The organism is Streptomyces sp. NPDC047117 (assembly GCF_040643545.1).
In the GTDB taxonomy this organism is placed as follows: domain Bacteria; phylum Actinomycetota; class Actinomycetes; order Streptomycetales; family Streptomycetaceae; genus Streptomyces.
Genome location: NZ_JBEYUN010000005.1, coordinates 424744 through 437725, shown reverse-complemented (window position 1 = coordinate 437725; position 12982 = coordinate 424744). Strand labels below are relative to the sequence as shown.

Below are 12982 nucleotides of genomic sequence, written 5' to 3'. Positions count from 1 at the left end.
CCCGGCGCCCCGGGCCGTATGTCACGGCCCGGGGCCCGGTTTGACCCCCTGGTCAAGGCCCCGTAACCTTGACCGTCGGCGTCTGTATGGCGCCACACCATCTGAGCAAACACCTCCCGGTTCCACCGGGGGAGGCCGCTCGTCCAATGCGGATCGCGCCCCTCGCGGGCGCAGCGCGTCGGATAGCCGGGCCCGCAGGGCCCCGGGGCGGCTGGCATCAGTGGTCCCGTTTCTAGCGAGAGAGAGTTCCGCGTGTACGCGATCGTGCGCACCGGCGGCCGTCAGCAGAAGGTTGCTGTCGGCGACGTCATCGAGGTTGACCGCATTTCCACCAGCAAGGTCGGCGACTCCGTCGAGCTCTCCACGCTGCTGGTCGTCGACGGCGAGTCCGTCACGAGCGACCCGTGGGTGCTCGCCGGCGTGAAGGTCCAGGCCGAGGTCGTGGACCACCACAAGGGCGACAAGATCCGCATCCAGAAGTACAAGAACAAGACCGGTTACAAGAAGCGGATCGGCCACCGTCAGCTGCACACCGCGCTGAAGATCACCGGCATCGACGCTCCGGCGAAGTAAGGGACTGAGGAGACATGGCACACAAGAAGGGCGCATCGTCCACTCGGAACGGTCGCGATTCCAATGCTCAGCGGCTCGGCGTGAAGCGCTTCGGCGGCCAGGCCGTCCTCGCCGGTGAGATCATCGTCCGCCAGCGCGGCACCCACTTCCACCCGGGCACGGGCGTCGGCCGTGGCGGCGACGACACGCTGTTCGCGCTGCAGGAGGGTGCTGTGCAGTTCGGCACCCACCGTGGCCGCAAGGTCGTGAACATCGTTCCGGTCGCCTGAATCCCGTAACGGGTTTCCTGGCACCGTAGAACGGTTCCTCGCGAGGGCGGACCTCGACTTCCTCCACGGGAAGCGGGTCCGCCCTTCGCGTGTTACCGAAGAACCGAAGAGACACATCCCGTACGCGGCCGCCGCTCAGGACAGGGCACTCGCGTACGTACCCCCGTAGTTACTGGAGGCACCCCCATGACCACCTTCGTGGACCGCGTCGAGCTGCACGTCGCCGCGGGTAACGGAGGCCACGGCTGTGCCTCCGTCTTCCGGGAGAAGTTCAAGCCGCTCGGCGGCCCCGACGGCGGCAACGGCGGCCGCGGCGGCGACGTGATCCTGGTCGTGGACCAGGACGTCACCACCCTCCTGGACTATCACCACCACCCGCACCGCAAGGCCACCAACGGCCAGCCCGGCGCGGGCGACAACCGTGCCGGCAAGAACGGCCAGGACCTCGTCCTGCCCGTCCCGGACGGCACGGTCATCCTCGACGGCAAGGGCAACGTCCTCGCCGACCTGGTCGGCCAGGGCACCACCTTCGTCGCGGGCCAGGGCGGCCGCGGCGGCCTCGGCAACGCGGCGCTGGCCTCCGCCCGCCGCAAGGCCCCCGGCTTCGCGCTGCTGGGCGAGCCCGGCGAGGAGCGGGACATCGTCCTGGAGCTCAAGACCGTCGCGGACGTGGCGCTGGTCGGCTACCCGAGTGCCGGCAAGTCCTCCCTCATCTCGGTGCTCTCCGCCGCCCGCCCGAAGATCGCCGACTACCCCTTCACCACCCTGGTGCCCAACCTGGGTGTCGTGACGGCTGGTTCGACCGTCTACACCATCGCGGACGTGCCCGGTCTGATCCCCGGCGCCAGCCAGGGCAAGGGCCTCGGCCTGGAGTTCCTGCGCCACGTGGAGCGCTGCGAGGTGCTCGTCCACGTCCTGGACACCGCCACCCTCGAATCGGACCGCGACCCGCTCTCCGACCTCGACATCATCGAGGAGGAGCTGCGGCAGTACGGCGGCCTGGAGAACCGGCCCCGGGTGGTCGTCCTCAACAAGATCGACATCCCGGACGGCCAGGACCTGGCGGAGATGATCCGCCCCGACCTGGAGTCCCGCGGCTACCGCATCTTCGAGGTCTCGGCCGTCGCCCGCACGGGCCTGAAGGAGCTGAGCTACGCGCTCGCCGACATCGTGGCCCAGGCCCGCGCGGCGAAGCCGGTCCAGGAGGCGACCCGTGTCGTCATCCGCCCCCAGGCCGTCAACGACGCGGGCTTCACGGTCACGCCCGAGGGCGAGGGCCTGTTCCGCGTACGCGGCGAGAAGCCGGAGCGCTGGGTCCGCCAGACCGACTTCAACAACGACGAGGCCGTGGGCTACCTCGCCGACCGCCTCAACCGCCTCGGCGTCGAGGACCAGCTCCTCAAGGCCGGCGCGCGCGCCGGTGACGGCGTGGCGATCGGCCCCGAGGACAACGCGGTCGTCTTCGACTGGGAGCCGACGATGATGGCCGGCGCGGAGATGCTGGGCCGCCGCGGCGAGGACCACCGCATGGAGGCCCCCCGCCCGGCCGCGCAGCGCCGCCGCGACCGCCAGGCGGAGCGCGACGAGGCGGAGACGGAGTACGACGGCTTCGACCCGCTGGGCTGAGGCCCCTGGCCGCTTCGCGGCCCCTGCCACGTCAGGCCCGCAGCTCGCACCAGACGGTCTTCCCGCCGGTGCGCTGCGGGCCTTCGTCGTCCGGCGCCACGCCCCACTTGTCGGTGACCGCCGCGACGAGGGCGAGGCCCCGGCCGGCCTCCTCCCAGGGGGCGGCGTCCCGCGCGCCGGGCAGTGCGGGGTGGTCGTCGTGCACGCCGACCACCACCCCCGCGCCGCTGCCCTCGTACCGCCGCACGGTCACGGTGCACCGCCGGTCCGGCACGTGCCGGTACACGTTGACCAGCAGCTCGGTCACGGCCAGCGCGGCGGCGTCTTCGAGCCGCGCCAGCCCCCAGAGCCGCAGGAGCGCCCGTACGACCCGCCGTACGTGACGGGGGCTGTGGTCACCGACGGTCAGCGAGAGCCGGTACTCCCGCGTCGGGAATCCGTGGGTGCCGATGATGCGGGTGTCCGAAGTGTCATTCACGGGACAAGTCTGTGCGGGTTCGATTACGCTCAGCGACGCTTTGAACGCAACTGGGCGTCCGGTTGCGTCGGTTGAGCGAGGGGCTCCCATGGTCAATTGCAAGGCGCTCGACCCGGGCGCGTCTCCGCTCGATTACTTCGGTTCCGAGCTGCGGAGGCTGCGCGAGGAAGCCGGCCTGACGCTTGAACAGCTGGGCAAGAAGGTCTACTTGACCGGCTCGATGATCGGTCAGATCGAGACCGCCGCGAAGATGCCCAAGGATGAACACATCCCACGGTTCGACGACGCGCTGGACGCCAACGGCGCGCTGGTGCGGCTCTGGGAGCTGGTGCGCAGAAGCAAGCTGCCGTACAAGCACCGGCGCGTAGCCGAACTGCAGTCGTCCGCCGCGCGCATCCTCGCCTTCCAGCCGCAGGTGGTCTACGGGCTGCTGCAGACACCCGAGTACGCCCGGGCCGTCCTCGGCGTCCTCGACAAGGAAGGCCTCGACGACCGTGTGGAGGCCTGGCTCGCCCGGCAGCGCATCCTTCGGGGCGAGAAGCCGCCGCTGCTGTGGGTCGTACTGAGCGAGGCCGTGCTCCATCAGGAAATCGGCGGCCGTGAGGTGATGCGAAGCCAACTGACGCATCTGTTGAGTTACCGCGACTCCCGGCATGTGCACATCCAGGTCTTGCCGTACTCGGCCGGTGCGCATGCGGGCCTGGTCGGTGCGTTCTCTCTGTTCTCCTACCGGGACCGGCCGGATATCGTCTACGCCGAGAGGTACGGTGGTGCCGATCCGACCGCCGATCCGGAATCAGCCGAGGATTGCTCGCTCCGTTACGATCACCTGCAATCCGTTGCCCTGGCGCCGCATGTCTCGGCAGAGCTGATTGCCCGTGTGAGGGAGGAGCGCTATGCCCGCGATCCCGGACCGCGTCCGGTGGCGTAAGTCCAGCTACAGCACCAACGAGGGCGGGGAATGCGTCGAGGTCGCCGAGTTGTCGACCGCTCTCGTCGTCGTCCGGGACTCCAAGGACCCCGACGGGCCCGTCCTCACCGTGACGCCCGGTGCGTTCGCCGAGTTCGTCTCGTACCTGCGCTGAGCGGGGGTACCCAGCCGTCACCCAACTGGCCATAATCGCAACCGTGTTGACTCACGGGGGTGGCGGGGATGGCGGGGTTGCGGAGTCCGGAGGACATGCTCGGGGCTGCCGTGTTGCGGGTCAGGGAGCCGGGCGAGGGTGGCGAGATCGCCGGGGCCGGCTTCCTCATCGCGCCGGACCTGGCCGTGACCTGCGCGCACGTCGTGTCGGACGCGCTGCGCACCCCGCATCAGCAGGCGCTGCCGGACGGCGCGCGGGTCCGTGTCGACCTGCCGCTGAACGGCGGCGGAGCCGCAGACGCGGAGGTCGCGCACTGGCTGCCGTACGCCGACGACGGGACCGGTGACATCGCCGTACTGCGGCTGCGCGCCCCGATCGACGGGGCGCGCCCGCTGCGCATGGCGGAGGCCACCAGCGTCTGGGAGCACGCCGCACGCGTCGCCGGTTTCCCCGCCACCTCCCCCGGAGGGGTCTGGCACATGGGGCGGCTGCGGGCCGGTACCGCCGAGGGGTGGGTGCAGTTCTCGCAGGGGGACGCGCACGGCACCCCGATAGAACGGGGCTTCAGCGGCGCGCCCGTATGGGACGAGGAGTTGGGTGCCGTCGTCGGCATGGTGGTGCGGTCGCAGCTCTCCGGGCCGCGGCAGAGCTTCCTCATACCGACCGGCGCGTTGCCGGCCGCCTTCCCCGAACTCGCCCCCGTCCTCCGCCCCGCGTCGCCGTTCCGGGGGCTGGCGGCGTTCCAGGAGGCGGACTCCGAGGTGTTCTTCGGGCGGGAGGAGGCGGCCGAGGAGGTCGCGCACCTGGTCCGGGCGCACCCGTGCGTGACGCTGGTCGGCCCCTCCGGCAGCGGCAAGTCCTCGCTGGCGCTGGCCGGCGTGGTCCCGCGGCTGCGGACGGCGGGCTTCGCGGTCGTCGTGGTGCGCCCCGCCGCCGGCCGTTCCCTGCTCACGACCCTCGCCTCGGAACTGGCGGTGCTGCTCCGCCCGGAGCTGCGCGGCGCGGAACGCCTCGCGCAGGCACGGGAGTTGGCGCCGCTGCTCGCGGACGGTGGGCTGGCGGAGACCGTTCGGCTGGCGCTGGCCGAGGCCGGCGCGCGGCGGCTGCTGGTCGTGGTGGACCAGGGGGAGGAGTTGTTCGCGGGCGAGGCTCAGGAGGCCGACGCCGCGGCCGCGGTGCTCTTTCCGGCGGAGCCGCCCGAGGAACTGCGCGTCCTGGTCACCCTGCGCGCCGACTTCCTGGAGGCGGCGCTCGCGCATCCGGCCACCGGTCCGGCCCTGAGCCGTACGGTCCACGCGCTCGCCCCGATGACCCGCGAGCAGCTGCGGGCGGTGATCGTCCGGCCGGTCGAGGCGATCGCGTCCGTCGCGTACGACCCGGGCCTGGTGGAGACGATGCTGGACGACGCGGGCGGCGAGCCGGGCGCGCTGCCGCTGCTGGGCTTCGTGCTGGACCGGCTGTGGCGCGAGCAGGAGCGCGGACAGCTGCGCTTCGACGCGTACCTCGGGCTCGGCGGCGTACGGGGCGCGCTCGGGCAGCAGGCGGAGTCCCTCTGGCACGAGTGCGTGCCGGCGGCGGACACGGAGCCGGCGCTGCGACTGCTGACCGGGCTGATACGGGTGCGTCCCGGCGGCGAGGGCCCGCTGCGGAACGTCCTGACGCGGGCGGAGGCGGGCGAGGAGCAGTGGCGGATCGCGCGGGCGCTCGCGCGGCGCCGGCTGCTGGTGCTCGGCAGCGACAGCGAGCGGCGGGAGACCGTCGAGCTGGCGCACGAGGCGCTGATCGGTGCCTGGCCGCGGCTGGCGGACCGGGTGCGGACCGACCGGGAGTTCCTGCTGTGGCGTACGGGACTCCGCCGCGACCTGGAACGCTGGGAGGCCGCCGAGAAGCACTCCGACCGGCTGCCGGGCGGGGACGAGCTCCGGGCCGCGCAGCCGTGGCTGGCTGCCCGGCGTGCCGACCTCACCCCGGCCGAGGTGGACTACCTGGAGTGCGGGCTGCGGCACCGGCGGGCCCGCCGGGTACGAAGACGGGCCGGGTGGACGGCGGGCGGGCTGGTGCTGCTGCTGATCGTGACGCTGGGCACGTTCCTTGCCGTGCAGTCGCAGGCCAAGGCGGAGTCGGACCGGCAGTCCCGCTCCCGTGAGCTGGCCGACCTCTCCGCCGACCTGGTGGAACAGGACCCGGGCCTCGCCGCCATGGTGGCGATGGCCGCGTACGACGCCGCTCCGACCCGTGAGGCCCGTAATCAACTGCTGCGCCGTTACGACGCGCTGCGGGGCGCGGAGTGGGAACTGTCGGGCACCCAGGGGACGATCGACGCGACGGCGGTGAGCGGGGACGGCCGGGTGGTGCTGGTGACCACCGAGCTGGGGCGGGCGACGCTCTTCCTGCGCGGCGAGGGCGAGCCCACCCGGCGCCGCCAGCTGCCGGTCAAGCAGAACATCGTCTTCCCGATGGTCAGCCCGGACGGCCGGCGCATCGCCTACTCGGTCACCGGCGGCTCGCTGGTCTGGCACGAGGTGCGCCGGAACAGCCAGGACCCGATCGGCCCGGCGCACACGGTCGCCGGTGACGAGGACGGGGGCGACACGAAGGGCTCGCTGTCCAACCCCAAGGAGATCGCCGACCTCTCCCAGGACGGGCGGCACGCCGTCACCGTCGCCGAGGGCCGGGTGACGCTCTGGGACCTGGACGCGGGCGAGCGTCGGCGGCTGCCCGGGAAGCTGCCGGGTGCGCCGAGCAAGGTGTGGTTCGGGCCCGACGCGCACACGGTGCTGGTCCAGTCCCCGACCAAGGACTCCTTCGGGCTGCTCGACGACGAACAGGCCCGGCTGGTGGCCGTCGACACCCGTACGGGCAAGAGCCGTGAGCTGGGCAGGAACGTGGCACGGACCTCGGTCTCGGGCGACGGTACGACGGCCGTGCTGTGCTTCCGGGGCAAGGGGGCGGGCGACGCGCGGTACCGGGCCGTACGGATCGCGGACGGTCGGCGGACCGGCGGCTACACCGACGACTCCGGGTTCTGCGGCGACGCCGCGCTCGACCGTACGGGCGGACGCATCGCCGTCGTCCTCGGCTCGACATGGCGGCTGGCCGACCTCAGGACCGGGAAGAAACTCGCGGACACCGGAACGGGGCAGGGCGGCGGCGAGCTGATCGTCCGGGACCTGCTCGGTACGCCCGAGGCGCCCGTCGCCGTCGTCACCGGGGCCGGCGTCTCCGGCCGGCGGCTGAGCGTCGGCCGGCAGGAACATCTCAACAGGCCGGAGCTGCTCGAGGACGGCGACCGGATGCTGGTGCGCTCGGGCACCGGCGACCGGCGCCGGCTCGCGCTGCTCACCACGGACGCGCCACCGCGGACCGCGGCGCGCAGCCCCCGCTACACCGAGCAGGGCATCGACGAGCCGCTCGCACCGGACGACGACGCCTACTTCGGTGCGGCAGTGAAGACCAACCGCGCGGAAACGCTGGTCGCCGACCTCGCCACGTACAACACCGTCCTTGTCCACGCGCTGCCCTCGCTGCGCCCGGTCGCGCCGATCACCCTCACCATGCCGCGCGCGAACAACTGGGACGAACGCGAGGGGCCGAACTACTTCTTCCTCGGCGACGACGAGCTGGTGACCCAGGTCGATGCGGTGGTGGAACGCTGGGACGCCAGGACGGGGCGCCGGCTGTCCCGGCTCGACCTGCGCACCCTGGGCCTCACCACGAAGAAGGTGGCGGCGTTCGACCCCAAGGAGTCCCCGCCCCTGAGTCCCTTCCGCGCGAACCCGTACCACCGGAAGGCGCACCACATCCAGGTCAAGGTCGACTACGAGCCCACGTTCCACGTCATCGACCTGCGGACCGGCCGGGAGGACGAGAAGCTGAGCTACCGGCTGGGCAAGGACACCGCGACGGCCTTCCTGGACGCGGGCGGCGGCCACGCGGCCGCGCTTACCCGCGGCTCGCTGGTCGAGCTGTGGGCCGTGCGTCCCGGCGGTGGCACCTCGAAACGGTTGATGGGGCCGGTCGGTCCGGTGGGGGAGCCGGCGGGCAGCGGCTTCACGATCGACTTCCTCGGTGACTCCCCGCGGTTCTTCCTCGCCGAGGGGGACTCCGCGCGCATCTACGAGCCGGGCGGCGGGAGGTACGAGGACTCCTACGACTTCGGGACGCCGCAGACCTTTCACGACGTCGCGGACGGCGGGAAGGCCCTGCTGCGTGCGGACCGCTCGGCCGACGGCGTCGACCTGATCCGGCTCGACCCCGGCGCGTGGCGCGAGGAACTCTGCCGGACCATGGGCCGGCGGAACTTCACACCGGCGGAACGCAGCGGCCTGCCGGGGGAGCTGCCCGCGAAGAAGATCTGCGGCTGACGCAAAGGCCCCGCGAGGATCACCTCGCGGGGCCTTTCCGGTGTCATGCTCCCGGCGGCGTCAGACCGTGGCCCGGGCCTCCGAGCCGTCCGTGGGCTGGTCGCCCTGCTCCGCCGCGTCCGCGGCCTCGGCCGCCTCGGCGGGCTCCGTGGCGGGGCGGGCCGGGTCGGTGGACTCCGACGGGTCCAGCTCCATCTCCTCGGCGGCCTCCTGCGCCTCGTTGGCCTCCGTGCCCTCGTCGCGCTGGCCGGGGACGCCGGCGAGCCGGGCCTCCATCCGGATCCGGCGCTCCTCGGCGGCGGCGTACAGGTCGAGCGCGGCACCGTTGAAGCGGGCCAGGGACGGCGGGTCCGACGGGCCGAGCAGGTGCTCCTTCAGCTCCGTACGGGCCTGCACGAGCGTGTCGCGCTCCGGGTTGCGCACGGTCTCCAGCAGGCCGGCGACGCCGTCCGCCTCGGGCGTGAGGATCGTCGCGGCACGGACCGTCGGGAAGTTCGTCCGGAACTCGTCCTCGGTCATGCCCGCGGTGTTGGCGACCGCGTACGGCTTCTCGCTGCTCAGGTAGTCGGAGACCACGCTGGAGACGTCGCTGATCAGGACGTCGGCCTGGTTGAAGCAGGCGAAGATCGCCGGGCGGGAGGTGGTGATGATCAGGTGCTCCCACTCCGGGAAGGACGCCCAGTAGGCCTCCTCCCAGGCGGTGGTCGCGGCCGCGACGGCGGCGGCGCGGCCCTCCTCGGGGGCGCTCTGGACGAGCATGCGCTCCAGCTCATCCGCACTACGGCGGAAGCCGGAGGTGGTCAGCGCGGACAGGTCGGCGGCGCGGGCCTCCAGCTCGGCGGCGGCCTCCGGGCCGGGCCGGGCGCCCGAGCGCTGGGTGTTGGCCTCGGCGATCATCGCCTGGATGCGGGCGTTGGCGGCGCCGGCGCGCGGGTCGACCGAGCCGGTCATCGGGTGCGGCTTGTAGACCAGCCGGACCTTGTCGTCGGCGAGCAGCTCACGGACGATGTTCTCGCCGGCCAGGATCACCGAGGTGTTGCCGGGATTGCCGTCCCAGCCCTCCCAGGTGGGGGCGTACAGCACGGTGGTGTACTCGCCCTTGGGCGCGCCCTCGTACGCCTTGATCGGCGCCAGCTGCGGGCGGCCGACCTCGACGACGTCCTTGTCCTCCACGCCGATGTCGGCGAGCTGGTAGCGGTCGCGCGCGGCGGGACCGGCCACCCACACCTCGTCGTACGCCTTGGCGTAGGGGTTGCAGGAGGAGAGCTTGTCGCTCTCGCCGTGGTTGATGAAGGCGTGCTTGATGGAGGGGATGCGCAGGATCTGCGAGGTCTTGCCGGAGTTCGCCGGGTGCAGCAGCACCTTCAGGGCCGAGTGCTCCAGGCGCATCAGGTTGGCGACCTTGGGGATGCAGACGATCGGGATGTCGGTCGCGTCGATCTTCTGCACCATGAAGCGCTCACGGAGCACGATGATCGGCTTGCCGTCCAGCGCGGCGAGGGTGCTCAGCCACATGTTGGCCTGGTACGCGGAGGTGGTGCCGCCGGAGAAGTACATGCCGACGGTCGGCTGGTACTCGGCGAGCCAGTCGTCCAGCCACTCCAGGGCGCGCTGCTCGTTCACGGCGCGCTTCTTCGGGAGCAGCCAGGTGGCGAGGTAGATCGTGCCGCCGATGGCGAGGACCAGGGAGACGATCACGCCGATGCCGCCCCACAGGGCGTCCCGGGTGATCGCGGTGGCCATCATGCCGAGCGTGGTGGGCACGGAGAAGCGCAGCAGGCGGCGGCCGGTCTGGCGGGCCAGGAGGCGCGGCGGGGCGTTGGTCAGGCGCAGCGCGGAGGCGTCGACGTTACGGGTGAGGAACGGCAGCGTACGGGTGCGGCGGACCATGACGGCGGCCGCCTGGCACGCGAAGTGCGCCACGTAGAAGACGAGCAGGCCGATGGTGAGGGGAGCCTGCTCCTTGAGCGGGTTGATGCCCTCGATGTGCAGCAGCCCGACCAGGATCAGCATGTCCCGGATGAGCTGGCGGACCGTGATGTCCAGCCGGATCTTTCCCAGCAGGGAGAGCAGCCCGGGCTGCTTGTGCTGCAGGTAGAGGTCGAGGCCGAGGTTCACCACGGACGCGGCGATGAACAGCGGTACGACGGGCAGCAGGGCACCGACGAGCTGGGCCACGAACGCGATGAGCATCGCGATCAGGGCCACGAGCTTGGAGGCTCGTCGGTTGGCGAATCCGGCGGAAGGCACGGGCGGGGCTCCTGGCGGCAAGTCGGTCAGGTGGGGGGCCGGTGGGGCGGCCGAGTCCCGGACATGGGGCGCCGTGGGGGCGGCGCACGGGACAGGTCGACAACCGACCGTATGACTTTGCGTGCCCCGGTGACAATCTGCTGTGGCTCGCATCACCGCGAATCAGGACGATTCGCTCGGAACCAAGGAGGGTCCTTTTCCGTCTTGCGTAGGTTGCCCGTACGCATGATCGCAGGCTTCTGCGGCGTTGCTCACGCGCCGTCCGGCAGGCGATATGGGCAGGCGGGCGATGGGCCGTCTGCCGTAGATTTCGCCCGTACGGGCGTTCATGTCCGTACACCGCACGGCATCCATATGCCGTAAGGGACCGCACCCGGATGCGGGCACGGACGGACAGCGAGACAGGGGTAATGGTGACAGGCGCACGGCAGGCGGCAGGCGCACGGCAGGACGTGACGGAGGCCCGGCGGATCGTGGTGAAGGTCGGCTCGTCGTCGCTGACCACCGCGGCCGGCGGACTGGACGCGGACCGGGTGGACGCGCTCGTCGACGTGCTGGCCAAGCACCAGGACAAGGAGATAGTGCTGGTCTCCTCCGGTGCGATCGCGGCCGGCCTCGCCCCGCTGGGCCTGGAGAAGCGGCCCCGCGACCTGGCCCGGCAGCAGGCCGCCGCCAGCGTCGGCCAGGGCCTGCTGGTCGCCCGGTACACGGCCTCCTTCGCGCGCTACGGCCGCCGCGTCGGGCAGGTCCTGCTGACCTCCGACGACACCAGCCGCCGCGCCCACTACCGGAACGCCTACCGCACCCTCGACCAGCTGCTGGCCATGGGCGCCGTCCCGATCGTCAACGAGAACGACACGGTCGCCACCGACGAGATCCGGTTCGGCGACAACGACCGGTTGGCGGCCCTCGTCGCCCACCTGGTCCGGGCCGACCTGCTGGTCCTGCTCTCGGACGTCGACGGCCTGTACGACGGTGATCCCTCGACCCCCGGTACGTCCCGGATAGCGCAGGTCAGCGGGCCCGAGGACCTGGCGGGCATCTCCATCGGCAGCGCCGGCAAGGCGGGCGTCGGCACCGGCGGCATGGTCACCAAGGTCGAGGCGGCCCGGATCGCCGCCGCGGCCGGCATCCCGGTCGTCCTCACCTCCGCCGTGCACGCCTCCGAGGCGCTGGCCGGCGGCTCGACCGGCACCCACTTCCTGCGGACCGGGCGGCGCTCCGCCGACCGGCTGCTCTGGCTGGCCCACGCCTCGACCCCGCGCGGCGCGCTGACCTTGGACGACGGGGCCGTGGCGGCGATCGTCGAGCGGCACTCCTCGCTGCTGCCGGCCGGCATCGCGGCGGTCGAGGGGAGCTTCAGCGCGGGCGAGCCGGTCGAGCTGCGGAACACGGCGGGAGAGCCCGTCGCACGCGGGCTCGTCAATTTCGACGCACGCGAGATCCCCCGTCTGATCGGCAGGTCCACCCACGACCTCGCACGCGAGCTGGGCCCCGCGTACGAGCGCGAGGTCGTGCACCGTGACGACTTGGTCGTACTGCACCACTGACGGCCGTCACGAGAGGGAAACAGCACGGGAAAGGAGCCTCCCGAGCGGCCGAAAGACCAGCCTTTCAACGGAGACCTTCTCGAAAACGCCCCCGCGACGGGCCGCGGGCTGGTCAACTTTGTTGCGGGGACGCCGAAGGGGAGCGGCGCTTCCGGCGCAGTACCAGCGCGCTACGCCGATGTGAGACAGCACCGATCGGCTCCGCACGCGCGAGCGGAGCGACACGCAAACAGGAGGCCGCCGGTGAGACGAGGGCGCCCAGGGGCGCTGCCCCGAGGGACGGCGGAGCGGACGCTGACCAGCGTGGGGACCAGCACCCGGACCGGTGAGGAGACCATCGGGCCGGAGCGTGACGAACGTGCGCAGCCCGGCGGAAGGCTCAAGGAGGCACCGCTCCCACGGGAGCGGGAGGCCTCCCGGCTCTGGCACGTCACCCTCAGCGTCTCCGGTGCGGAGGCGCCGCTGAAGGAGGTCCGGCGGGCTCTGGAGCAGCTGGCCCACGACCATCCCTTTCTGCTGACCAGCAGGTACGCCAACGACCACGCGGAGATCCGCTACTGGGAGGAGGCCCGGGACCTGCACGACGCGGCGGCGGTGGCCCTGCGGCTGTGGGGCGAGCACCGCTCCTCGGCGAAGCTGCCGCCCTGGGAGATCGTCGGGCTGGAGGTCATCGACCGCGAGACCTATCACCAACGCATCGCCGAGGGTTACGGCCCGCCACCGGCGTCGCCGGTGGGAGTGCATCCGTACTGAGGCACGGGGTGCACCCGTACTGAAGCGGCGGGAG

The 12982-nt window shown here is 72.0% G+C and carries 10 protein-coding genes; 8 read left to right on the top strand and 2 right to left on the bottom strand.

Annotation, left to right across the window (positions count from 1 at the left end; translation table 11 throughout):
* Nucleotides 1-252: 252 nt before the first annotated feature.
* The 3 genes from rplU (at nt 253) to obgE (ending at nt 2468) form a co-directional block, all read left to right on the top strand.
* Nucleotides 253-573: a 50S ribosomal protein L21 gene (gene rplU, locus ABZ840_RS12615; protein ID WP_030249628.1), complete on the top strand. Its 321-nt coding sequence runs from the start codon at nt 253-255 to the stop codon at nt 571-573.
* 14 nt (nt 574-587) lie between these two features.
* Nucleotides 588-842: a 50S ribosomal protein L27 gene (gene rpmA, locus ABZ840_RS12610; RefSeq protein WP_052866878.1), complete on the top strand. Its 255-nt coding sequence runs from the start codon at nt 588-590 to the stop codon at nt 840-842.
* Between the two features lie 186 nt (nt 843-1028).
* Nucleotides 1029-2468 carry a GTPase ObgE gene (obgE, locus tag ABZ840_RS12605; RefSeq protein WP_361557614.1) on the top strand — a complete coding sequence of 480 codons (1440 nt, stop codon included), beginning with the start codon at nt 1029-1031 and terminating at the stop codon, nt 2466-2468.
* Nucleotides 2469-2499: 31 nt separating this feature from the next.
* On the opposite strand, the gene ABZ840_RS12600 is transcribed toward obgE, so the two are convergent.
* Complete coding sequence (locus ABZ840_RS12600) at nt 2500-2946, bottom strand: ATP-binding protein (protein WP_361557612.1); 447 nt, start codon at nt 2944-2946, stop codon at nt 2500-2502.
* Nucleotides 2947-3034: 88 nt separating this feature from the next.
* On the opposite strand from ABZ840_RS12600, the gene ABZ840_RS12595 reads away from it, so the two are divergent.
* The 3 genes from ABZ840_RS12595 to ABZ840_RS12585 all read left to right on the top strand — a co-directional run bounded on the left by ABZ840_RS12595 (nt 3035) and on the right by ABZ840_RS12585 (nt 8395).
* Complete coding sequence (locus tag ABZ840_RS12595) at nt 3035-3877, top strand: helix-turn-helix transcriptional regulator (protein WP_361557610.1); 843 nt, start codon at nt 3035-3037, stop codon at nt 3875-3877.
* Nucleotides 3843-4031: a DUF397 domain-containing protein gene (locus ABZ840_RS12590; protein WP_361557608.1), complete on the top strand. Its 189-nt coding sequence runs from the start codon at nt 3843-3845 to the stop codon at nt 4029-4031. The genes ABZ840_RS12595 and ABZ840_RS12590 overlap by 35 nt, the downstream gene beginning before the upstream one ends.
* Before the next feature lie 95 nt (nt 4032-4126).
* Nucleotides 4127-8395 (top strand): trypsin-like peptidase domain-containing protein, encoded by a 4269-nt coding sequence (locus tag ABZ840_RS12585; protein WP_361557606.1) that lies wholly within the window; start codon nt 4127-4129, stop codon nt 8393-8395.
* Nucleotides 8396-8455: 60 nt separating this feature from the next.
* On the opposite strand, the gene ABZ840_RS12580 is transcribed toward ABZ840_RS12585, so the two are convergent.
* A complete protein-coding gene (locus ABZ840_RS12580) occupies nt 8456-10645 on the bottom strand; it encodes a hypothetical protein (protein WP_361557604.1) in 2190 nt (729 codons plus the stop codon).
* Nucleotides 10646-11097: 452 nt separating this feature from the next.
* Between ABZ840_RS12580 and proB the strand changes: the two genes are divergently transcribed.
* Both proB and ABZ840_RS12570 read left to right on the top strand, forming a co-directional pair.
* Nucleotides 11098-12195 carry a glutamate 5-kinase gene (gene proB / locus ABZ840_RS12575; protein WP_361557775.1) on the top strand — a complete coding sequence of 366 codons (1098 nt, stop codon included), beginning with the start codon at nt 11098-11100 and terminating at the stop codon, nt 12193-12195.
* 243 nt (nt 12196-12438) lie between these two features.
* On the top strand, nt 12439-12948 hold the full coding sequence (locus ABZ840_RS12570; protein ID WP_361557602.1) for a hypothetical protein: 510 nt from the start codon (nt 12439-12441) through the stop codon (nt 12946-12948).
* The last annotated feature ends 34 nt before the right edge of the window (nt 12949-12982 follow it).